Annotated in this window: 20 protein-coding genes and 1 other annotated feature; of the genes, 5 read left to right on the forward strand and 15 right to left on the reverse strand. The window is 36.8% G+C overall.

The features are described 5' to 3' along the window. Positions 1-314: 314 nt before the first annotated feature. A complete protein-coding gene (gene spxA, locus ACFQU5_RS06580; RefSeq protein WP_181418012.1) occupies positions 315-710 on the reverse strand; it encodes a transcriptional regulator SpxA in 396 nt (131 codons plus the stop codon). Between the two features lie 528 nt (positions 711-1,238). Continuing rightward, positions 1,239-1,449: a binding site (T-box leader), on the forward strand. A gap of 60 nt (positions 1,450-1,509) precedes the next feature. Here spxA and trpS point away from each other — a divergent pair. Beyond that, positions 1,510-2,499: a tryptophan--tRNA ligase gene (gene trpS / locus ACFQU5_RS06585; RefSeq protein WP_390285958.1), complete on the forward strand. Its 990-nt coding sequence runs from the start codon at positions 1,510-1,512 to the stop codon at positions 2,497-2,499. On the opposite strand, the gene ACFQU5_RS06590 is transcribed toward trpS, so the two are convergent. The 3 genes from ACFQU5_RS06590 to ACFQU5_RS06600 form a co-directional block, all read right to left on the reverse strand. Continuing rightward, positions 2,453-2,671 (reverse strand): hypothetical protein, encoded by a 219-nt coding sequence (locus ACFQU5_RS06590; protein WP_390285960.1) that lies wholly within the window; start codon positions 2,669-2,671, stop codon positions 2,453-2,455. The genes trpS and ACFQU5_RS06590 overlap by 47 nt on opposite strands. A gap of 421 nt (positions 2,672-3,092) precedes the next feature. Then, complete coding sequence (fabF, locus tag ACFQU5_RS06595; RefSeq protein ID WP_390285962.1) at positions 3,093-4,328, reverse strand: beta-ketoacyl-ACP synthase II; 1,236 nt, start codon at positions 4,326-4,328, stop codon at positions 3,093-3,095. A gap of 53 nt (positions 4,329-4,381) precedes the next feature. Further along, positions 4,382-5,320, reverse strand: coding sequence for a beta-ketoacyl-ACP synthase III (locus ACFQU5_RS06600; RefSeq protein WP_390285964.1), 939 nt, complete (start codon positions 5,318-5,320; stop codon positions 4,382-4,384). Between the two features lie 191 nt (positions 5,321-5,511). On the opposite strand from ACFQU5_RS06600, the gene ACFQU5_RS06605 reads away from it, so the two are divergent. Next, positions 5,512-5,703 carry a DUF2929 family protein gene (locus tag ACFQU5_RS06605; RefSeq protein WP_390285966.1) on the forward strand — a complete coding sequence of 64 codons (192 nt, stop codon included), beginning with the start codon at positions 5,512-5,514 and terminating at the stop codon, positions 5,701-5,703. A gap of 114 nt (positions 5,704-5,817) precedes the next feature. Here the strand turns inward: ACFQU5_RS06605 and ACFQU5_RS06610 are convergent, their stop codons facing one another. Beyond that, positions 5,818-7,947: an ATP-dependent Clp protease ATP-binding subunit gene (locus tag ACFQU5_RS06610; RefSeq protein ID WP_390285968.1), complete on the reverse strand. Its 2,130-nt coding sequence runs from the start codon at positions 7,945-7,947 to the stop codon at positions 5,818-5,820. Between the two features lie 263 nt (positions 7,948-8,210). On the opposite strand from ACFQU5_RS06610, the gene ACFQU5_RS06615 reads away from it, so the two are divergent. Continuing rightward, positions 8,211-8,504: a Crp/Fnr family transcriptional regulator gene (locus ACFQU5_RS06615; protein ID WP_390285970.1), complete on the forward strand. Its 294-nt coding sequence runs from the start codon at positions 8,211-8,213 to the stop codon at positions 8,502-8,504. A 298-nt stretch (positions 8,505-8,802) separates the two neighbouring features. Here the strand turns inward: ACFQU5_RS06615 and ACFQU5_RS06620 are convergent, their stop codons facing one another. The 3 genes from ACFQU5_RS06620 to ACFQU5_RS06630 all read right to left on the reverse strand — a co-directional run bounded on the left by ACFQU5_RS06620 (position 8,803) and on the right by ACFQU5_RS06630 (position 11,282). Continuing rightward, positions 8,803-9,942 carry a zinc-dependent alcohol dehydrogenase gene (locus ACFQU5_RS06620; protein ID WP_390285972.1) on the reverse strand — a complete coding sequence of 380 codons (1,140 nt, stop codon included), beginning with the start codon at positions 9,940-9,942 and terminating at the stop codon, positions 8,803-8,805. A 207-nt stretch (positions 9,943-10,149) separates the two neighbouring features. Next, a complete protein-coding gene (locus ACFQU5_RS06625) occupies positions 10,150-10,464 on the reverse strand; it encodes a metal-sulfur cluster assembly factor (protein WP_390286546.1) in 315 nt (104 codons plus the stop codon). 56 nt (positions 10,465-10,520) lie between these two features. After that, a complete protein-coding gene (locus ACFQU5_RS06630; protein WP_390285974.1) occupies positions 10,521-11,282 on the reverse strand; it encodes a serine aminopeptidase domain-containing protein in 762 nt (253 codons plus the stop codon). A gap of 213 nt (positions 11,283-11,495) precedes the next feature. Here ACFQU5_RS06630 and ACFQU5_RS06635 point away from each other — a divergent pair, with 213 nt between their 5' ends. Both ACFQU5_RS06635 and ACFQU5_RS06640 read left to right on the forward strand, forming a co-directional pair. Then, positions 11,496-12,302 (forward strand): Cof-type HAD-IIB family hydrolase, encoded by an 807-nt coding sequence (locus ACFQU5_RS06635; RefSeq protein ID WP_390285976.1) that lies wholly within the window; start codon positions 11,496-11,498, stop codon positions 12,300-12,302. An 80-nt stretch (positions 12,303-12,382) separates the two neighbouring features. Next, the gene (locus ACFQU5_RS06640; RefSeq protein ID WP_390285978.1) at positions 12,383-13,234 is read left to right on the forward strand and encodes a DegV family protein; all 852 of its coding nucleotides are present in this window, start codon (positions 12,383-12,385) and stop codon (positions 13,232-13,234) included. Between the two features lie 116 nt (positions 13,235-13,350). Here the strand turns inward: ACFQU5_RS06640 and ACFQU5_RS06645 are convergent, their stop codons facing one another. The 7 genes from ACFQU5_RS06645 to ACFQU5_RS06675 all read right to left on the reverse strand — a co-directional run bounded on the left by ACFQU5_RS06645 (position 13,351) and on the right by ACFQU5_RS06675 (position 22,171). Beyond that, complete coding sequence (locus ACFQU5_RS06645; protein WP_390285980.1) at positions 13,351-15,177, reverse strand: oligopeptide ABC transporter substrate-binding protein; 1,827 nt, start codon at positions 15,175-15,177, stop codon at positions 13,351-13,353. A gap of 153 nt (positions 15,178-15,330) precedes the next feature. Further along, a complete protein-coding gene (locus ACFQU5_RS06650; RefSeq protein WP_390285982.1) occupies positions 15,331-16,239 on the reverse strand; it encodes an ABC transporter permease in 909 nt (302 codons plus the stop codon). Positions 16,240-16,271: 32 nt separating this feature from the next. Further along, positions 16,272-17,234 carry an oligopeptide ABC transporter permease gene (gene opp4B, locus ACFQU5_RS06655; protein WP_390285985.1) on the reverse strand — a complete coding sequence of 321 codons (963 nt, stop codon included), beginning with the start codon at positions 17,232-17,234 and terminating at the stop codon, positions 16,272-16,274. A gap of 2 nt (positions 17,235-17,236) precedes the next feature. Further along, positions 17,237-18,184, reverse strand: coding sequence for an ATP-binding cassette domain-containing protein (locus ACFQU5_RS06660; RefSeq protein WP_390285987.1), 948 nt, complete (start codon positions 18,182-18,184; stop codon positions 17,237-17,239). Further along, positions 18,162-19,190 carry an ABC transporter ATP-binding protein gene (locus ACFQU5_RS06665; RefSeq protein ID WP_390285989.1) on the reverse strand — a complete coding sequence of 343 codons (1,029 nt, stop codon included), beginning with the start codon at positions 19,188-19,190 and terminating at the stop codon, positions 18,162-18,164. The genes ACFQU5_RS06660 and ACFQU5_RS06665 overlap by 23 nt, the downstream gene beginning before the upstream one ends. A 321-nt stretch (positions 19,191-19,511) precedes the next feature. Further along, a complete protein-coding gene (locus ACFQU5_RS06670; RefSeq protein ID WP_390285991.1) occupies positions 19,512-20,966 on the reverse strand; it encodes an alpha-amylase family glycosyl hydrolase in 1,455 nt (484 codons plus the stop codon). Positions 20,967-21,805: 839 nt separating this feature from the next. Beyond that, positions 21,806-22,171 (reverse strand): YisL family protein, encoded by a 366-nt coding sequence (locus ACFQU5_RS06675; RefSeq protein ID WP_390285993.1) that lies wholly within the window; start codon positions 22,169-22,171, stop codon positions 21,806-21,808. Positions 22,172-22,279: the final 108 nt, after the last annotated feature.

Here is a 22,279-nt window from a genome sequence, read left to right on the forward strand (position 1 = left end):
TATTGTATGATTACCTATTTAAAATGAAAAGAAAAAAACACTGCAAAATAAAATAAATTGAATATTGAAATTGTAGATGACTCAGCATGTGAAATCAAGTAGAAAGCATTCAAAACTTAATCAATAAAGAGTAAATTTTCTCCCTCATCTTCTAAAATATGTAACGTTTCACTGGAGAAAAAAAGGTATAGATTTTCTGGCGCCTATGCTTGGTTACTTTTAAGATAGATAAAAATTGATGTAAAAATAAAAACGATAAAATCCAGTGTTATTGGATTTTATCGATGTACTCGCAAGAATATTCCTAGAAATGATTAATTAACCATTTTTTGTGCTTCAAGTAATTGGAATGCGCGAACTTTTCTAGGTAGGAAGCGTCGAATTTCATCTTCATTATACCCAACTTGTAAGCGTTTTTCGTCTAAAATGATTGGGCGACGAAGTAATCCTGGATACTCTTGAATTAACTCATATAATTGTTGAAGTGGCAAACTTTCAACATCAACATTTAGTTTTTGGAATATTTTAGAACGAGTCGAGATAATTTCATCTGTTCCATCTTCAGTCATTCTTAAAATTTCTTTAATTTCACTGATTGTTAACGGTTCAGAAAAAATATTACGTTCCCTATAAGCAATTTCATGCTCTTCTAACCATGCTTTTGCTTTTCGGCATGAGGTACAACTTGGTGACGTAAATAATGTTACGATCATTATTACACTTCCTTTCAGAGCGGGATTTGAATTATCTATATCAGTTTTTATTAATTTAGAATTAGTTTAATTAAAACAATGACTTAATTATACAATAATCTTAGGGTTTTGGATATAGCTTACATATAAAAAAGATAGCAAACACAATATTAATTATACTTCTTTCTTCTGGCTCATGCAGAAAATCCCTATCTTTGTTATAGTACACAAGCTATATTCCCTTTAGTCGCTTAAAGTAAACATAATAATAGCGATAAATCAAATTCTCAATTAGTCGACATTAATCGAGAAGAAATCATAACTTTCTGTTAATTAAACCTTCATTTTACAAGGTTTTCACGAAAAGAAAATAATTATCTTTCACGATACAATTATTACCCAAACGAGCGCAATTTCATTCCAAAAATAAAAAGAAAATAAATTTGCTTTTGAAACTGTTTTTGTATAAGATTTTTTATATAATTATTTAAGATGACTTTTTGATGTGCACTACAGGTGTGTTTTAGAATCAAAGTTAAATGAATTGAAAAAACAATGATAAAGAGTAGTACATTTGCCTCCCGTGCAAAGAGAATCTGTGGTTGGTGCAAACAGAAGACGGAGCATTTGGAATGGACTTTTGAGTGGCTTTATGAAATGAGTAGTAAAGCACGTTTACTTCACGTTACGAAGTCTAAGTGGTCATTTTTTGACAAACTGGGTGGTACCGCGGATTTTAACATCATTCGTCCCTTTACGTGAAAACGTAAGGACGTATGATGTTTTTTTATTTTATATTAACTTAGGAGGATTTATAATGAAAACCATTTTTTCAGGTGTTCAACCAACAGGCGTTATCACTTTAGGCAACTATATCGGAGCTTTTATGCAATTTCCCTCACTTCAAGATGAAGGAAATGCTATTTATTGTATCGTTGATCAGCATGCGATTACAGTTCCCCAGGATCCAAAGGAATTGCGCTCAAATATCCGTACACTAGCAGCTACTTATCTAGCTACAGGAATTGATCCAGAAAAAGCGACTTTATTTATTCAATCAGAAGTTCCTGCCCATGCACAAGCTGGCTGGATGCTACAATGTGTAGCTACTATCGGTGAACTAGAGCGCATGACGCAATATAAGGATAAATCAGATGGAAAAGAATCGGTAGCTGCCGGTCTATTAACTTATCCACCATTAATGGCAGGGGATATTCTTCTATATAACACAAATATCGTGCCAGTTGGGGATGACCAAAAACAACATATCGAGTTAACTCGAGATCTCGCAGAGCGCTTTAACAAACGTTTTGGTGACGTATTTGTTATTCCGGAAATCCAATTACCAAAAGCTGGCGCTCGTATTAAATCTTTACAAGAGCCTACTAAGAAAATGAGTAAATCTGATCCAAATACAAAAGCAACTATTCGATTCCTGGATACACCAAAACAAATTGAGAAGAAAATTAAATCCGCTGTAACGGATTCAGATGGTTATGTAGTATTTGATGAAGTTAACAAACCTGGTGTTTCGAACCTATTAACAATCGAATCTGCGGTTACGGGCATTGACATCCCAACTCTTGTACAAAAATATGATGGCTTAGGTTATGGTGCCTTTAAAGAAGGCGTTGCAACAAGTCTTATCGAGCATTTAGAACCGATTCAACAACGCTTTAACGAGTTAATTGAATCAAGCGAATTAGATAAAATCCTGGATGTTGGTGCAGAAAAGGCGAATGCCATTGCTTCCAAAACGATTACAAGAATGGAAAACGCGATGGGATTAGGTCGAAAATCAAGATAAACAGCACAACGATTGACACAATAGCTAAATACAGCTCATGGGTGCCAATGATAAAGGCCCAAACAGCTGACCATGAATAACCAAGCGTACGATAATTTAAATAAAGCAGTAAATTACCTACAGACATGACACAGATGCCATAACTAAATAAAAACAACATAAATCGAAACATGTCCACCATCCCCTTTACTAACTAAATATTCATTTACCAACACAAAAATGCCTTTAGCTTTTCGCTAAAGGCATTTAACTTATCGACAATTATTAGAAAAGCGGAAGGTGCTCGCCCAGCTCCGCGTCGACGAAAGCGCAACGTCCTGTTGCTTCGTCGACATGACTCACATCCTGTGAGCCCCAACAATTGGAAGAATCGACAAAAGGACGCTTTTTGGCAGATATAGAATGGCTAATCCTTTTCTAATCTGCATAAGTGCAAAAAAGCTGATTGCAAAATCCTTTGCAATCAGCCAAGTTTTCTAATCCTTGCTGACGGATTCTAGTTGCGCGAGGAGCTAGCACCTGCAGCTAGACAAGAAAAGCGAAGGTGCTCGCCGAACTTCCGATATTTCCATTTAAAAATCTATTTTATCCAATTAATCGACCTTTTTTAAGACTAAACTTGCATTATGTCCACCAAAGCCAAGTGAGTTACTCATGCCATATTCTACAAACTGGTTACGCGCAGTATTTGGAATATAATCTAAATCACATTCTGGATCTGGAGTTGTTAAATTAATAGTTGGAGGTAATATGCCTTCTTTTAAGGCTAATGCCGTAAAGATCGCTTCTACCCCACCAGCTGCTCCAAGTAAATGGCCAGTCATTGATTTTGTTGAGCTCATCCCTAGATTATAAGCATGGTCGCCAAATACTGATTTTACAGCTTTTGTTTCAAATAGATCATTATATGGTGTACTAGTTCCATGTGCATTGATATAACCCACTTGTGTAGGATCTACGCCACCATCCTCTAATGCTTGACGAATTGCTCTAGCTGCACCTTCCCCTTCTGGAGCAGGAGCTGTAATATGATGGGCATCTCCTGTTGAACCATAGCCAACAACTTCAGCATAGATTTTAGCGCCGCGTGCTTTGGCAAATTCGTACTCTTCTAACACTAATATACCCGCGCCTTCACCAATGACAAATCCATCTCGGTTCGCATCAAATGGACGCGATGCAATATCAGCATCCGGATTTAGGGAAAGTGCTGTACTTGAACAGAATCCAGCAACGGCCATATTCACGATTGGTGCCTCGGCACCACCTGTAATCATTGCATCTGCATCCCCACGCTGAATTACTTTAAATGCATCTCCAATTGAGTTCGTTCCTGATGCACATGCAGTCACGGAACAAGAATTAATACCCTTAGCTCCAAAGTGAATCGAAACTTGACCCGATGCCATATTTGGAATCATCATTGGGACAAAGAATGGGCTAACTCGGCGTACACCACGTTCTTGGAATGTGATATATTGGTTCTCATAAGTTTCCATCCCGCCAATACCAGAGCCAATCCAAACACCTACGCGTGGAGCGATATCTTCTGTAATTGTTAAACCCGAATCTTTCATGGCCATAATAGAAGCTGCTAAAGCATAGTGAGTGAAACGGTCCATTTTTCTAGCTTCTTTTTTCTCGATATATTGTTCAATGTCAAAATCTTTCACTTCTGCCGCTATTTTTACAGGGAATTTTTCAGCATCTAGTCGAGTTAAAGGTCCAACACCGGATTTCCCTTCGATTAGGTTTTCCCATGTTTCTTCTATCGTATTTCCTAGAGGTGTAACAGCACCAATTCCTGTAATTACTACTCTTTTTTTCATAGTTCTTCAAATCCCCCTTAGGTTTTAGTATACATGTACGGTTTTAAAAGATATTATTTACCCCATTTAATGACTGCTCCACCCCAAGTTAGGCCGCCACCAAAACCGACTAAAACAAGAATATCATCATCTTTGATTCTACCATCTTCTAATTCATCTGCCAAAGCAAGTCCGATAGAAGCTGATGATGTATTTCCGTATTTGTGGATATGTTTAGATAGTTTTTCATCCGGTAGTTCAAGTCTTTCACGGGATGCTTCCATTATACGAATATTTGCTTGATGAGGAATGAGTAGATCGACATCCTCTTTTGTTAATCCAGCCTTATCCAAAACTGAAACTGCCGATTCACCCATTTGTCTAACAGCAAATTTGAACACTTCTCGTCCGTTCATCGAAATTGTCTGCTCATCATTTAAGAATAAGTGTTTACCGCCTGTTCCATCTGCACCTAATTCAAATGACAAGATTCCTCTACCTTCACTCACTTCACCTACAACCGCAGCACACGCACCATCGCCGAATAATACTGCAGTGTTTCGATCATTCCAGTCTGTCACTTTCGATAACTTTTCAACACCTACTACTAAGACATATTGATAACTCTTGCTTTCAATAAATTGTTTTGCAGTAGCAAGTGCATAAATAAATCCTGAACATGCTGCCGAAACATCCATTGCTGCTGCATTAACAGCACCTAGATTTTCCTGTATTTGACATGCTACACTTGGAAAAGCACGGTCTGGCGTTACCGTAGCAACTAATATCAATCCAACCTGATCTGCTGTTATATTCGCATTTTCCAACGCTTTTTTCGCAGCGGCGATAGCTAAATCAGAAGTATTCTCTTCGTCCCCAGCGATTCTTCTTTCTTCTATACCAGTTCTTGTACGAATCCATTCATCATTTGTATCTATTGTTTTTTCTAAATCAAAATTTGTTAGGACCTTCTCTGGAACATATTTCCCTAATCCAATAATCCCTGCATTCATTTTTAAATCCCCCCGTTTTACTACTAACATTTAGTACTTGGTCATAATTATAGCTCATAAAAAAAATAACCTCAACCTTTTATTCACGATTTGTTCTTAAGTTTGTAGTTCTTTTTTAGGAATGTATATGTTATGATAAATAAGATGAAAATTGGAATACTATTTAAAATTGTTTTATAGAGGTGAAATGAATGCAATATGTAATGACTTTAGTTTGGTCTGTACTGTTAATGTTAATGCTAAATTATGTTGTAAGTTCAATTTTAGCTGTACCATTTGTTGTTTCAACTAGTTTAATTCTTGGCGTTATTGTTACAATTTTAATATTTATCATTAGTGCAATTATTCCAAACGAACCAACACCGGAAGCAGATCATCACTAATATTGAATTTTAGCACTTCTAATCGAAGTGCTTTTATTTTTTCCAACTTAAAATATAATTGGGCAGCTCTTATTATTATTGAGCTACCCAAGTTTTTTATTATTCACACGTTTTCTATTTCTTCACGAGTAATTGGTTATTCTCCAATGTAACATGTAAACTTTCTCCCGGGAGAACTTCTCCTTTTAATAACTCTTTTGCTACAGCAGTTTCTACATTGCGTTGAATAAAGCGTTTTAATGGTCTTGCTCCAAATTGCGGATCGATGCCGTGTTCAACAATCCAATCTACTGCCTCTTTACTAACTATTAGCTCAATCTCTTGCTGTGCTACACGTTCCTGTAAATGACCAACATATTTCCAGGCAATTGCATGGAAGTGTTCTTTACTTAATGCATGGAACATAATAATGTCATCAACACGATTTAGCAGCTCTGGTTTGAAATGGGTACGCAATTCAGCCATCACTAAATCTTCTATGGATTGTTGCTGTTTTGTGTTGGTTTCAAGCAAATAATGTGAACCAATATTAGATGTCATAATCACAACTGTATTTGTAAAGTTCACTAACCTTCCTTGACTGTCCGTTATTCGACCGTCATCTAAAATTTGAAGTAAAATATTTGCGACATCCGGATGTGCTTTTTCGATTTCGTCTAGCAACACTACTGAGTATGGATTTCGTCGCACTGCTTCTGTTAACTGTCCGCCTTCTTCATAACCAATATAACCCGGAGGCGCTCCGACAAGACGAGATACACTATGCTTTTCCATATATTCACTCATATCAATGCGAATAAAATGATCCTCTGAATCAAATAACTGTGAGGCTAATGCTTTAGCAAGTTCCGTCTTCCCTACTCCAGTAGGACCCAGGAAAATAAACGAACCGATTGGTCTATTAGGATCTTTTATTCCTGACCGAGCACGCCACACCGATTCAGTGACCAGTTTTACTGCCATATCTTGGCCAACAACACGTTCATGTAAAGTATCTTTTAAACGTAATAATTTTTCTCTTTCGCCCTCAACAAGCTTTGTAACTGGAATGCCTGTCCATCTTGAAATAATGGACGCAATTTCATCACCAGTTACTTCCTCTCGTAGTATTCTTGAATCAGAACCGACTGTCAACTCTTCTTCCAATGTTGATAGTTCCTTTTCTAAAGTCGGGATTTTACCGTGACGAAGCTCGGCTGCTTTATTTAAGTCATATTTACTTTCCGCATCTTCTAAATCTCGGCGATAGCTATCTAATTGCTCGCGTTTTTTTTGAATAATTTGCAGGCCCTGCTTTTCTTCTTCCCATTGTTTTCGAATCTTGTCAGTGGACTCTTTTAATGAAGCCAATTCCAAACGCAATGCTTCTAGACGTTTTTTACTCGCTTCATCCTTTTCTTTTGTTAATGCTTGTTCCTCAATTTCAAGCTGCATGACACGGCGAGTTACAAGATCCAACTCATGTGGCATCGAATCAATTTCTGTTCGAATCATGGCACAAGCCTCATCGATTAAATCAATTGCCTTATCAGGTAAGAATCGTTCCGTTATATAACGATTAGAAAGCTCGGCTGCCGCAATAATAGCGCGGTCATGGATTCGAACACCGTGGTGTAATTCAAAGCGCTCCTTCAAGCCACGCAAAATAGAGACCGTGTCTTCAATAGATGGCTCTCTTACAATGACCTGCTGGAATCTACGTTCAAGGGCGGGATCTTTTTCAATATACATACGATATTCATCTAGAGTAGTCGCTCCAATACAGTGGAGCTCCCCACGCGCCAACATTGGTTTAAGCATATTTCCTGCATCCATAGCCCCTTCTGTTTTACCCGCGCCAACAATTGTATGGATTTCGTCGATAAATAAAATGATTTGGCCTTCCGAATCTTTAACTTCTTTAAGAACTCCTTTTAGACGTTCTTCAAATTGCCCCCGGTAGCTTGCCCCAGCAATTAAAGCACTCATATCCAGTTCATATAAAATACAATTTTTTAACCCTTCCGGAACATCTTTTCGTACAATTCGCTGTGCCAGTCCTTCAACAATAGCCGTTTTACCAACACCTGGTTCACCTATAAGAATGGGATTGTTTTTAGTTTTCCTTGATAGGATTCGAATGACATTACGAATTTCTTCATCACGACCAATGACAGGATCCATCTTCCCATTTTTAACTTCTTCAATTAAATTGCGACCAAATTGTTCTAATGGACTACGATTGTCTTGCTGTTGAAATTGCATCCTTAAACACCCTTTCAAATTTTTTATCTCTAACATCTATCATCACAGATTCAGGCTCGCCCAATTTTATAGAACGAGCCATTCCCTAATATGTTTGACCTTTTTTGACTATTTTAATTATAATCTGTCTACTTTAGAAATGCAAAAATCGGCACTAAGAGTTTACAATTGTCCTTCGTTTCATGTGATATTATATATTGAAAATACTTTTTAGCGATTGATGTTGATGCCTAGGCAGGATTTTATATAAAGGATGTGAACGGATGGACTTAACTGAACCATTATCAATGGGGATTTATCAACTATTTGAAGAGCATGGTATACATCTCAAAGTGGAAAAAGGGAATTTTATTTTCCATGAGGGCGAAAGTGCGGGAGATTTATTCTTTATTAAAAATGGTTCCATTCAAATAAGTAAGGAAACTGAAAATGGTAAAGAACTTACCTTTCGTGTATGCGGAAAAAATAATATCATTGGTGAAAGTTCTTTGTTCGGCCCAACTACCTTCCATTCAAATACAGCAAAGGCTATTCAACTCAGAAATCATAATACTTAACAAACATTCTCTAGAACTGGTTTTAACTGACCAACCTGCCTTAATGATTGAGTACTTAAAATGGATTCAAAATAAAAATTTAAAGAATCAAAGCTTAATTCGTGATTTAGTGATCCATGGCAAAATACTCTAATTCGTTTATCAAATACTTATGGAAAATCGCTTAATGGGGATGACAATCACCGCAACGGAAATCAATTTTAGCTATATCAAGAAAACACCATTTTCCTACTTTAGGAAAATGGTGTTTTCGGGTTATGTCCCAGCCTCTTAAATTTTTTGAAAGACCAGAAAAGTTTTAAGGTTTCAACACGACTTTAATACACTCGTCTTCGTGGTCATTAAATGTCTTGTATGCTTCACTTGCTAGATCTAATGGAACTTTATGAGTGATGATTTCAGTAGGGTCGATCTTTCCCTCTTTAATCATGTCAAACAGCATTGGCATGTAATGGATAACGGGAGCTTGACCCATCTTTAGAATAATATTTCGTTCAAACAAATTGCCTAATGGGAAGTGATTGTACATAGAACCATACACACCAGTAATTTGTAATGTACCAAACTTTTTAATTGCCTTCATTCCAATACGAATCGCACTTGTTGTACCGCCTGACAGTTTTAATTTTTGTTCAACCACTTCCAGGGGATTCTTTTTACCATCCATCCCTACGCAATCAATTACCACATCTGCCCCGCCTTTTGTTATCTCGGCAATATAGTCCCCTGTATCCTCGTGATCATCGAAGTTGATAATTTCAACATTATTCATTTTCTTCGCATGATTTAAGCGATATGGTACATTATCAACTGCAATCACACGTTTTGCACCTTTCATCCAGGCAAATTTCTGGGTCATTAAACCGATTGGACCACAGCCCAAGACAACTACTGTATCTCCTTTTTTTACGCCCCCACTTTCTACACTCCAGTAGGCAGTTGGGAGTACGTCCGACATAAAGAGCAAGGACTCATCTTCAAGTTCTACGGATTTAGGAATAACAAATGGCACAAAGTTACCGAAGGGTACGCGAAGCAATTCGGCTTGTCCACCTTGATAACCTCCGTAGCGTTCTGTAAATCCGAAATATCCGCCTGTATCGACATGTGGATTCGGATTTGAGTTGTCACATTGACTTTCCATATCATTCTCGCAATAATGACAGTGACCACAAGAGATATTAAATGGCAGTACTACGCGGTCTCCTTTTTTTACTTTCTCTACATTGGGACCGACTTCTTCAACAATCCCCATTGGTTCATGACCAACAACATAGTCTTTTGATGCCGGAAGGGCTCCTTGGTAGATGTGTAGGTCTGATCCGCAAATGGCTGTGGACGTCACTCGGATAATTATATCGTCACTTTTTTCAATCTTGGGATCGGCTACCTCTTTTACCTGCATATCTTTAGCACCTTGGAAAGTAACAGCTTTCATATTAAAAACCTCCAGTTTACAAGTGATTTTCAAACAAACAAACCTATTTTTTTACTTCCCTTATTTGTGCAAGGTAATCATATTAATTTCATGCAGCCAATTTTTAGTATGTATTTTGATTGATATTAAAAAAACTGCAGGCAAACCGGATTTAGTTTGTCTACAGTTTAAAGAGCAAATTATTCAATGTTGCTCGTTTATTATGTTTTATCGAATTCCTAATGCCATTTTTGCATAACGTGACATCATGTCTTTCGACCATGTTGGCTGCCAAACGATGTTGACATCTACTTTTTTCACTTCTGGCAGCTCACCTAATGCAGTGTTTACTTGATCTACGATAACTGGACCAAGCGGGCACCCCATAGATGTTAGTGTCATTGTTACAGTAGCTAAACCCTCTTCATCTAAATCTACATCATATACTAAACCTAAGTTGACGATATCAATGCCCAGCTCAGGATCAATTACATTTTCTAAAGCACCTAACATGCTTTCTTTCATATCTTCGCTAATTGCCATTTTCTTCATTTCCCCTCTCTCTATAGTGATAATCTTATCATAGCAAATGAATATCCTTATGCCAAATGTTGTGAAAGAAACGATGTGACAGCAAGTACACCACTGCGCGGAACTTTATGTCCCGAAGTTTTTGATTCAATGAAAACTAATTTTTCAGGTGATTGCTCATAGTGTGAACGCATTTGTGAATAAAAATGATATGTATTTTTGAATGGTACAGTCCCATCTTTATGCCCATGCCAAAAAATCACAGGTCGTTGGTTGAATCGTTTCGGATTTTTTGTTATATCATATTCTGCTAAATGATTTAGGATTTCCTCTTTTTGCTTTTCATCGAATGGTAATTTAATTCCTGATGCTTCAAATTGATTCAGCTGCCAATTAGCTAACTCTACATACCCAGGAGCTCCCATACATATTGCAGCAGCATTTATCCAATCATAAGAATTTAAACAGCCTGCTGCAACAATTCCACCCATAGATGAGCCAGCTATACCAATACTAGAATCACTATATCCGCGTGCTTTTAGTTCTTCATAGATTGTATTCACTTCATGAATAGAATTTACGACAATCTCCCAAAAGCGCATATTCATGTCCACTCCAGAAAGGTTTTCGCTGCGTACTCCATGCAAATGGGCATCTGGCATGATGACACGTACACCATTTTGTACTAATTGATAGGCGTAATGTAAATTATGCTCTTTTGCACTTTGAAAGCCATGAAGAAAAATGACCACAGGCGTTTGTTTATTCATTGAATTATCATAAACATGTAATAAAGGTATCCCTTTCCACATATCATCTTGAACATACATTTTCTTTCACCCCTAAATTGGTTCGTAACATCTATTTTATTTCCTGAATAGTTTTTCTAAGGCAAATATTTTTGTCCATGATAGAAAAAACTATCGATAACAATCATATCATTGGTGAAAAACTTTTGCTAAATATAGAAATCAGATTTTCAAATTTTGACTAAATATATCCAAAAGGATAAAATTTAAACAGACAGAAAGGAGATTTCCTTCATGAAACAACATTTAATTGTATTAGATTTAGATGGCACTTTATTAACGGATGAGAAAAAAATATCCGACAAAACAAAAATGACTTTATTCAAAGCAAGAGAAGCAGGACATCAAGTCATGATTGCTACTGGCCGACCATTCCGTGCCAGCCAGCTGTATTATAATGAACTGATGTTAACTACCCCAATTGTTAACTTTAACGGTGCCCTTGTTCACCATCCTACGAATAATGCATGGAAGATGATCCATTCTCCAATTGATCTCAGTGTCGTTCATGATGTTGTGGACTCAGTAGATAAATATCAATATGAGAATTTAATTGCTGAAGTGCTGGACGATGTATTTATCCATAATGAGGATAATCGCATGATGGATATTTTCAATATGGGCGACCCTCGCGTGACAATTGGAAACCTAAGAGGCAGTTTAAATGAAGATCCAACAAGTTTACTAATCCATGCAGAAGAAGCAAATGTACCAATAATACGTGACCATTTAGAAAGCGTGCACGCCGAACTAATCGAACATCGACGTTGGGGCGCTCCATTCCATATCGTTGAAATCGTAAAAAAAGGATTAAATAAAGCTGTTGGAATTTCTCATATTGCAAAAGATCTGAATATCCCGCGCGATCGAATCATTGCTTTTGGAGACGAGGATAACGATTTAGAAATGCTTGAATATGCAGGACTTGGCGTAGCAATGTCAAATGGAATTGATGAGCTGAAAAATATTGCGAACGAAATAACTTTAAGCAATAACGAAGATGGCATTGCCAAGTTCCTGATCGAAAGACTAAAATTGTAAATATAGAAAAAGTTTTTCTTTTTTCTCGAACAAAATTAATGAAGAATTTAAAAAAATAAATGTTCAAAGGGGGTATGGATATGAAAATTTTTGCAGATAGCGGTTGTGACTTGCCTAAAGAATTTTACACTGAGAATAATGTAGAGCTTTTAACGCTGCGAGTGGATTTAAACAATCAGGTGTACAACGATATTTTGGATATTGACCCGAAAGTTGTTTATGATGCAATGCGAGAAGGTGTAGTTCCTAAAACTTCACAAGTGTCGCCAGAGCTTTTCTTGAATAAGTTCGAAGCTCTTGCAAAAAATAATGAAGAAGGTATTTATATTGCCTTATCTTCGAATTTATCGGGTACATATAGCACTGCCATGATGATTGCATCTCAAGTACGCGAAAATTACCCAAATTTCAAACTAAAAATTATTGATACCAAGTGTGTTTCATTTGGACTCGGCATCCTTGTACAAGAAGCCGTTCAACTACGGGAACAGGGGCTGTCATGTGACGAAACAGCTCAAAAAATCACTCATATGGCTGAGCATATGATTCACCTCTTTACAGTTGAAAACTTAAGCTACTTAGCAGCAGGAGGTAGGCTTTCAAAATCGAGTGCTTTCATCGGCGGGCTGCTGAGCATCAAACCGATTCTACATGTAGAGGACGGAAAATTGATTCCACTTGAAAAAATTCGAGGCCGTAAAAAGGCGATTAATCGTATAATCGACCTTATGTCAGAACGTGGCGGCGATTTCTCCAACAAGAAAGTCGGAATTAGCCATGGAGATGATTTAGAATTTGCCAAAGAGGTACAAAATTTAATCGAAGAGAAATTACATCCCAAATCCTTTGAAATCACAACGGTTGGTTCAAGTATCGGGGCGCATGCAGGTCCAGGCACAATTGCTATTTTCTTTACAGATAAAGATTATTAATTTTTTCGAGTTGTTTCTAAACGGAACAGCTCGTTTTTTAATGGAAATACTTATTTCACACGATAAAAAAGATGAATCCAGAGAGTTTATACTCCGGATTCACCCTATTGTTGCAATTAGTTAGCCACTGGTTCTTCAGCAACTAATTCGATTTCATGTAATTCAGTTTCATCTGCATAGTCAACACTGAAGTTTTTCACACGTTTGTTAACTGGAAAGATTTCATAACGGAATTGCATCGGAATAGTTGTTGCAACTTCTTCGATATGTTGTTGGAAGATTTTGAACTGCTCAGCACGGAACTCAGTGTCAAATGCTTCAGGAGAGTCGATTGCTGTTATAGCAGATTGTAATTCTTCTGAAGTATAACGGCTGAAGTTAAATGCATCCACTTCACCATATAACCCTGATGGAGATGGGTTTGTACCAGTTCCCCAAGCACCCATGAAGATATCGATTTCTGGGTCATCTGCTTCTACCATTTCATAGAATGCGTTGAATTCGATTAAACGACCAGTAGATAATGTAACATTTAAGCCAACATCAGCCCAGTTTTGCAGGTAGAATGAGATAATCTCTTCTTGCGTTGCATCACTTGCCATAGAAGCTAATTTAATTTCCAACGGTTGACCGTTTGGATCTTCACGGAATCCGTCGCCATCAACATCTTCATAACCTGCTTCATCCAATAAAGCGATTGCTTTTTCTGGATCATAAGTGTATCCAGTTAATTCAGCATCATAGAATGCTTCAAATACTGGTGGAATTAAAGAATTTGCACGTTCACGCAAGTTTTCATAGAATACTTCAGATACTTGTTCGATATCTAAAGCATACCCCATTGCTTGGCGCAATTGTAGGTTACCCATTTTTGAGCCTTCCAGATCGGTAACTACTTTACCTTCTACTGTATCGAATTTACCTACTTTGAAACCAAGGTAAGAATAGTAAAGCTCTGGACGACCTAAAATTGAAATGTTTTCAAGGTCTTTAATTTCTGCCATTTTTGTTGCATTGAAGTATTGGATTAAATCATAATCGCCTGATTCAATTGCTACTGAGATTGAGCTTGTTGGAACCACTTTAACTATAACTCCGTCAAGTTTTGGTGCACCTTCCCAATAATTTTCGTTTTTCACGAAAGATACGGATTCACCTGGTACAATTTTATCAATCTTGAATGCCCCTAATGTTACAGGGTTTTTACGAACTGCATCAGACTCGACTAATTCACCTACTGGAATATCAGCGATTTGATGAGCTGGAGCAGCGTAAGTCCATAGTCCATCACCACCGTAGAAAATAGATGGCGATAATTGTTTAAAGCTAATTTCCAATGTTAAATCATCAATTTGTTTAAGACCTGAAATTGTTTCTGCAGTACCTGCATGGTACTCTTCAGCTCCAATGATGTTTTGGAATTGAGTATCATAACGTACACCAGTGTAATCTTTGTGGCCAATAATATGGTAAGGTAAAATGACGTCTTCGATTGTTAACGGTTCACCGTCAGACCATTTTACACCTTCGCGAATTTTAACAGTTGCTTTATTGTTTTCTTGGTCAACCTCTAGAGATGCGATCCCTTCATCAGTAATCATAAAGTTTGCATCAACATCAAATAGAGAGTTTGACATCCACTCCATTAAGTCTGCATCATAAGCATCTTCATAAAGCTCCCAGTTGAAGATTCCTTGGAAAGGCTCATCTTTTACCATTGCAACTTGAAGTGTTCCACCCTCGATTGCTTCGCCTTCGTTTGTTACTGCAACTTCAAATAGATCACCTGAATTCTCAGCTGGTGTTTCCCCATCAGTTGTCTCTTCTGTCGATGTTTCTTCTGGTTCTTCAGTTGTTGGTTCTTCATCTCCACCACTACATGCTGCAAGAACTAGTAATACGGATAATAGCAATGCTAGTAATGACCACTTAGTTTTCTTCATTTCTTTTCCTCCCTTTTTCTTATTTGTACCGATAAGATTTATTTATAATAAAACATATTTACTTTCATATTGTAAATATGGTGGTACCCCTGTTTCGCATCAATAATTTAAAAACATGGAATTTTCAGATATTATAAACCGAAACTTGTTCCCTTACCCTAACCGTTGACGTGAGTCCGCTGCTCTTCTTAATGCTTGCCCCACATAGTTGATGCCTAACATCATCAACAAGATGAATAATGCTGCAGGCAGCCATACCCACCAGTACTGTTGCAATACAAGCGGATTATTCGCACTCGCCACCAAAGTTCCTAATGAAGGGGTTGAGAGCGGCAATCCGAATCCCAAGTAAGATAGACCTGTTTCTATCCCAACATTTCCTGCAAAGTTTAACGTCATTTCAACAATGATGATTGAACTTAAATTCGGCAGTATTTCTCGGACGATAATGACAAAATCATTTGTACCGAGTGTTTTAGAAGCCTGTACATAATCTCGTCTACTTTCTGATAGGGCCTTGGAACGAACAAGACGCGCTGTTCCTGTCCACAAAAAGAGACTCATAATTAAAATAAATGCCCATACTGAATATTTTGGAACGACTGTGATAAACACAATAATTAACATTAATTGTGGGATGGTAATGAAGAAGTCAATAATCCGCATAAATAGATTATCGATCCATCCGCCAAAGTAACCGCAAATCAAACCTACTGCAACACCAAATATACCTGTAATCAGGGTAATAGCAATTGCAATTGTCATTGAGTTTCTTGCACCGACAATTAATTGCCCAATGATATCCTTACCGCCTTCGTCAGCACCCAGTAAAAATTTCTCACCCGGTTCTCCAAACTTATCTCTTAAGCTAACACGCAGTAACTGTTGTTGATCTATCCCTAGCCATGCCCATAAAAAGATACCTAGAATCACGATCACTAACATGATTAGTGAGAACATCGCTAATTTATCTTTCATAAACTCTCGAAAAACTACCTGCATTCCAGTAGGAGGAGAGTTTAAATAGTTGTTGTTTCCAGTATTTTTATTTTTCTTTGCCATTTTGGATCCTCCTTAACTTTTTTTAGTTTTGTCTATTCAATCCTAATGCGAGGGTCAACAATACTCATAATAATGTCGGATAATAGACTACCTAAAAGAGCTAAGAATCCAAATAACATAACTAGTGCTGTAATCACACTATAATCACGTGAAGAAATTGAACTTACAAATAACTGTCCCATACCAGGGTAACCAAAAATCGTTTCAATAAAAATCGAGCCACCCAATAATCCTGTTATCGTAAATCCTAAAAACGCGGCAATCGGAAGTAAAGAATTACGGAAAATATGTTTTGAATATACTTTTCTCATAGGAATCCCTTTACTTCGTGCAGTTCGCACATAATCCATTGCTTTTGCATCGATAATTTCAGAACGCAAATATTGAATAATCCCTGTAGTTCCCAAGATTGCATAAGTAATGGATGGCAGTAAAATATGATAGAATTTATTCCAGAAATAACTAACCGTACCCGGATCATACTTAACATCTACACTCCCGCTTGTAGGGAACCATTCCAATTTGTAACCAAACAAGAATAGGAAGATTAATCCTAAAACAAATGTAGGAATTGCATATGTAACGAAACTATACATTACAATTGTTTTATCTAGACGAGAGTTCTGATATCTTCCTGCTAAAATACCTAAAGGGATAGCGATTAAATAGAGTAAAAACACACTCAATAACGATAACCAAAACGTATTTAGTGCACGTTCCCCAATTAAATCTGCAACATCGCGTTTAAACGTATAACTAAGACCAAAATCCCCTTGGAAGGCATTTCCTATCCATCTCATATACTGAATATGCCACGGATCATTTAATCCTGCTTTTTCGGTTAACTCGGCGATACGAGCAGGATCGGTTTGAGGTGTAATTAATCCTGTAAACGGATCACCAGGCATAAATTTTGCTAAGACGAAGATGATCACACTCAATACGAACAATTGAGGAATCATGATTAGAAATCTTCTTACAATCGTTTTCCACATCTCTACAAGACCCCCTTCACTTGTGAAGTAGCTGCAACATAATGAGTGTTTGAGACTTGCATTAAATCAAATACACGTTCATTTTCATCAAAATAGTTTTTATGCTCTGCTTGATAATTTTGTTCTACACGGATTCTTTCACGTTTTCGATTTTCTCTTCCCGCCGGAGATACTTCCGGTATTGCGGAAAGTAGACGTTTTGTGTATATATGCTGAGGGTTTGCATAAATATCATCTTTTGTACCCGTTTCTACAAATCTACCTTTATACATTATGGAAATATGATCGCACATATGTTTAACAACACCTAAATCGTGGGATATAAATAAATAGCTCAAGCCAAATTCATTTTGGATATCCTTCATGAAGTTCAATACTTGTGCTTGTACAGATAGGTCAAGTGCTGAAACTGGTTCGTCTGCAATGATTAGTTTTGGATTTGTTGCGATCGCACGAGCAATCCCAAGTCGTTGCTTTTGACCTCCAGAAAATTCATGTGGATATTTAAGCTTTGCATCTTCCGGCATCCCAACGATTTCCAATAATTCACTAATTTTTCGCTCTTCCTCTTTTGGCGTAAGGTTTAAGAAATTGCGAATTGGTTCTGCAATAATGTCCTTTACACGTTTACGAGGATTTAAGCTTGAATGTGCATCTTGGAAAATCATTTGAACATCACGGTTAAATGAAGATTTTCGATTTCTTCTTTTATTCGTTACGTTTTCACCTTCGTAAATGATATTTCCGTTCGTAATCTTTTCCAGACCAATCAATGCTTTTCCGGTTGTGGATTTACCACAGCCTGATTCGCCAACTAATCCATATGCTTTTCCTCTTTCAAACTCCATCGTAATACCATCAACTGCAAGTACTTGATCAATAACAGTATTGAAGAAACCGCCGCGAACAGGATAGTGAACTTTTAAATCATTTATTTGCATAAAGCTCATGTGTCCCGCCCCCTTTATCCGTTTTAAAATGAAACTCTTTCCAACATGTGCAACGAACAAAATGTCCTGGTGAAATTTCATGAAGTGCTGGATTTTCCTCATGAACTTCTCCAGATATCCAAGGAATACGGGAAGAGAACCGACAGCCAGAGCGCGGAAGATTCATTAATGAAGGAACAATTCCTTCTATTACATTTAATCGATCAGACTGTGAATTCATCTGAGGTATTGAGTTGAACAAAGAACGAGTATACGGGTGTTTAGGATTTGCAAACAATTCCTCTACAGCTGCTTCTTCAATGATTTCACCTGCATACATAACCGCCACACGGTCTGCAACTTCAGCAACAACACCCAAATCATGCGTAATTAATATAATTCCCGCTTCTGTTTCTGCTTGTAATTCAATCAATAAGTCCAGAATTTGTGCTTGAATCGTAACGTCCAGTGCTGTAGTAGGCTCATCCGCAATAATGATTTGAGGCTTACAAGCAATTGCGATTGCAATGATGACCCTTTGTCTCATTCCACCAGATAACTGATGGGGGAACTGTCTTGCAACACGTTCTGGATTGCGAATCCCTACTTGCTGCAATAATTCTAGAACTCTGCTATCTCGTTCAGTCTTGTTTAAGGTCGTATGATAGACTAGACCCTCTTCAATTTGCTCTCCGATACGCATTAGGGGATTTAATGCCGAAAGCGGATCTTGGAAGATCATACTAATTTGAAAACCACGAATATCATTCATTTCCTCTTCTGAAAGAGCTGCCAAGTTTTTATTATCAAACATGATTTCGCCTTGTACGCGAGTTTTATTCTGGTCATATAGACCCATAATGGATGTTGCAAGTGTACTTTTACCACATCCTGATTCACCTACGATTGCAAGTATTTCATTTTTCTTTACTGTTAATGAGACGCCATCTACGGCATCATAAAATGTATCCTTAATCCGAAATCCAGTATGTAAGTTATTAATCTTTAAAAGTTCATTATCTTTCAAATTAACTCTCCTTTCTAGTAATCATGGTGAATACTATTAATTTGAATTTTACAAATTTTTATAGTATGCAATATCTTCAAATTATTAAGAATTTCTTAAATTATCAATTTTTTTGTATTCTTGCAATAAATTATATATTCCTGTAACAATTGAAGTCAATAAATTTTAGTTTTATTTTTCAGAAATAACTAAAAATTGATTCAAACCTGCTAGGAAAAGCACATTATCTCCCTAAAATTCACATAAAATTTTATCAATATATTAATTTTTTGAAATGAAAAAAGGCAAAATTACTGAAGTAATTTTGCCTTTCATACTCTATTATTGTTCAGTTCTTAATCTTTTACCCCGTTTAATGATGGCTATAACAAAACTAATAAATAATATATAGACAACAGCTAATGCTGCTAAATAGCCTTTATTAATTCCTTTTTCATCCTTCACTTGGAAAATCTCAACAATTTCCCGGTCAAGGATAATTGGATAATTTCCATCCTTATTTACTCGGATCGTATCGCTGTCCAATAATGCGAGAAGCTCTTTGCCAGTACCAATTTCTTCTTCTGATATATCAATTCTTGTTGTTTTACCAGTATTATTGATTACAACAATCCATCTTTCCTCTTCTGAGAAACGTTCAAATGCTAAATAGCCATCTTCATTTTTAAGCAACTTAAATTCACCGTTTCTTAAAGTTTCAGATTGCGAGCGTAATGTTTGAACATCTCCAATAAAGTCAGTCATTTCTTCGTCTGTTTTGAAATTGTAAAGCTGATGCGCTTCCGGTCCTGCTTCACCATTCATAACCAGTTCTGTACCGTATTGAGTTACTGGAACGCCTGGCAAAAGTAGTGTCGCAACAATCCCAAGTCTTGTTCTAGTTGGAGGATAGGCTTCATTCGTTAATGTAAAACGGTCTGTTAATAGATTATCTAGCATAAGTTGAGTAGGGGTTTGCTCCCCTTTTGCGTAAGCTTCGATATTAGTTAAAAGATTGGATGAATCTTGGTCTACATTCTTGTAGACATTTCGGAAAGCTTCAGTAGTTTCCGAAGAATAGTTCGCATCAAAATTGGCATCGCTTTCTTCGTTTGTAATGACATAAAGATTCTCGTTAACAGCTTTAATGGCAGCTATTATTTCATTTAAAAATTCAGTATCAGCATTATCTAGGTTTGTTAATCGAACGCCGCCAAATTTATAAGCGGAAGCAAATTCTACTACAGCATCAAGTAAAGCTTGCTGTACTTCCTCATTTTGCAAATCCCACTGTACTTTGCCTTCTGAACTACTTGCCAGCCACTCCGCTTTTGCTGGATCTTGTGCCCATTCATGATTTTCACTTACATTGGTCAATGGGAAGTCGATCATTACTTTGACGTTACTTTGACTATACGTATCAATAACGGCTTCCAGTTCTTTAGCTGTACCAAAATGCGGTTCAATTTCATCGTAACTTGTTACCATGGATCCGTCATATTTTTCGGTTTTGAAAATAGATCCTATTGAGACAATACTATATCCTAAATCTGTTATTAGTGAGAATTTATCAATTAACCCTCTAAAGTCCCCACCGGCAAATTGAGTGTTGTCTTTTGGATCTGCATTGTAATCGTTTTCTGCAGTCGCGTTAAAATAACGGTCTACTAATAAATCATATATTGTTTCATCTGCAATCGTTCTTGTTTCTTGTGCATTTACAACGGTTGTTAAAGAAAATGATGCAGCAACTAAAGCTGACGCTACTGTGGCGCTAATCCATTTTGTAAGTTTCAAAATTATCTCTCCTATCAAATGTGCCCTGGCCTACTTTGTACCTGTATTGGTCCGGGCTGTAACTCTATTCATTAAAAGAAAGTACTTATAATTGAATGAAGTTAAAAACATACCATCGCCATTTTACCAAAAAAAAAAGAGACTCTGCTATCTTTTGCTAGGAAAATAGCTATTTACATTGCTAAATGCGACAGAAACGTGACAATATGTATAATACTTAATTTCCCCTTCTATTTTTAATATTAATCTATCCTGTGTAATAAAATTTATCGTTGTTAGTAATCGTGAGCTGTTTTGTATCCTAAATGTATGGAGGAATTCAGGTGGAACAAAGTCAACTTATCTGAGTTTTTCGAATGATAGACACTTTTGACTGGTTCACTCACTAAATGTCCTTCATCTTCCTTATGAAAGACACTTTCCAATTGTTCACACACTAAAATGTCCTTCATCTTCCTTATGAAAGACACTTTCGACTGGTTCACTCCTAATAATGTTCTTCATCTTCCTTTTGAAAGACACTTTCGATTGCTTCACTCATAAAAATGTCCTTCATCTTCCTTATGAAAGACACTTTCCACCGGTTCACTCACAGAAATGTCCTTCATCTTCCTTATGAAAGACATTTTCCACTGGTTCACTCATAATCATGTCCTTCATCTTCCTTATGAAAGACACTTTCGACTGGTTCACTCACTAAAATGTCTTTCATCTTCCTTATGAAAGACATTTTCCACTGCATCGCACGTAAAACTGTCTTTCACCTTACTTGTGAAGAGAAAAAAAGTTCAATAAAAAATCGCAAAGCACCAAGTACTTTGCGATTAATTGCTTTTTGATTAAGCTAGGAAATTGAAACCCATTTGTAATTTGAAGCCCATAAATAATACGGCGAATAAGGAAATTGCAAATAGTACCCAGAACATTGTAGTTGATTTGTTTTTAGCTTGTCGTACTAATACCATTTCCATCATACCGATTACGATAATACCTAAAATGAATTTAATGCCATATAGCATGCCTTGTCCATAATCCATTGCCTCGATAAATAATGCGCCACCAGTAATAATGACTAAAATATAGAACAAACGCAATACCATGTGAATCCCTTTGGATTTTGATGCAAAGGCTGCCACGAAAAATAGTATTAATGCAACTACCCAAGTGGTAATGTGTAGATGTGTTGAGCCTGTTAATAAGTCCATTATATTCCCACCTTATTTTTCTTTGTCAGCAATATCCTACCATAGGGATGTTTGAGTGTTCAATTGTTAAAGTCTTTATTTACTTTATTGTACAATTATTTACTAATT

Source organism: Ureibacillus sp. GCM10028918 (genome assembly GCF_042666115.1).
Taxonomy (GTDB): domain Bacteria; phylum Bacillota; class Bacilli; order Bacillales_A; family Planococcaceae; genus Ureibacillus.

What these genes read in the sequence shown, in the direction of transcription:
- trpS (WP_390285958.1), top strand. Translation starts at nt 1,510, where the DNA reads ATGAAAACCATTTTTTCAGGTGTTCAACCAACAGGCGTTATCACTTTA.
- ACFQU5_RS06590 (WP_390285960.1), bottom strand. Translation starts at nt 2,671, where the DNA reads ATGTTTCGATTTATGTTGTTTTTATTTAGTTATGGCATCTGTGTCATG.
- fabF (WP_390285962.1), bottom strand. Translation starts at nt 4,328, where the DNA reads ATGAAAAAAAGAGTAGTAATTACAGGAATTGGTGCTGTTACACCTCTA.
- ACFQU5_RS06600 (WP_390285964.1), bottom strand. Translation starts at nt 5,320, where the DNA reads ATGAATGCAGGGATTATTGGATTAGGGAAATATGTTCCAGAGAAGGTC.
- ACFQU5_RS06605 (WP_390285966.1), top strand. Translation starts at nt 5,512, where the DNA reads ATGCAATATGTAATGACTTTAGTTTGGTCTGTACTGTTAATGTTAATG.
- ACFQU5_RS06610 (WP_390285968.1), bottom strand. Translation starts at nt 7,947, where the DNA reads ATGCAATTTCAACAGCAAGACAATCGTAGTCCATTAGAACAATTTGGT.
- ACFQU5_RS06615 (WP_390285970.1), top strand. Translation starts at nt 8,211, where the DNA reads ATGGACTTAACTGAACCATTATCAATGGGGATTTATCAACTATTTGAA.
- ACFQU5_RS06620 (WP_390285972.1), bottom strand. Translation starts at nt 9,942, where the DNA reads ATGAAAGCTGTTACTTTCCAAGGTGCTAAAGATATGCAGGTAAAAGAG.
- ACFQU5_RS06625 (WP_390286546.1), bottom strand. Translation starts at nt 10,464, where the DNA reads ATGGCAATTAGCGAAGATATGAAAGAAAGCATGTTAGGTGCTTTAGAA.
- ACFQU5_RS06630 (WP_390285974.1), bottom strand. Translation starts at nt 11,282, where the DNA reads ATGTATGTTCAAGATGATATGTGGAAAGGGATACCTTTATTACATGTT.
- ACFQU5_RS06635 (WP_390285976.1), top strand. Translation starts at nt 11,496, where the DNA reads ATGAAACAACATTTAATTGTATTAGATTTAGATGGCACTTTATTAACG.
- ACFQU5_RS06640 (WP_390285978.1), top strand. Translation starts at nt 12,383, where the DNA reads ATGAAAATTTTTGCAGATAGCGGTTGTGACTTGCCTAAAGAATTTTAC.
- ACFQU5_RS06645 (WP_390285980.1), bottom strand. Translation starts at nt 15,177, where the DNA reads ATGAAGAAAACTAAGTGGTCATTACTAGCATTGCTATTATCCGTATTA.
- ACFQU5_RS06650 (WP_390285982.1), bottom strand. Translation starts at nt 16,239, where the DNA reads ATGGCAAAGAAAAATAAAAATACTGGAAACAACAACTATTTAAACTCT.
- opp4B (WP_390285985.1), bottom strand. Translation starts at nt 17,234, where the DNA reads ATGTGGAAAACGATTGTAAGAAGATTTCTAATCATGATTCCTCAATTG.
- ACFQU5_RS06660 (WP_390285987.1), bottom strand. Translation starts at nt 18,184, where the DNA reads ATGAGCTTTATGCAAATAAATGATTTAAAAGTTCACTATCCTGTTCGC.
- ACFQU5_RS06675 (WP_390285993.1), bottom strand. Translation starts at nt 22,171, where the DNA reads ATGGACTTATTAACAGGCTCAACACATCTACACATTACCACTTGGGTA.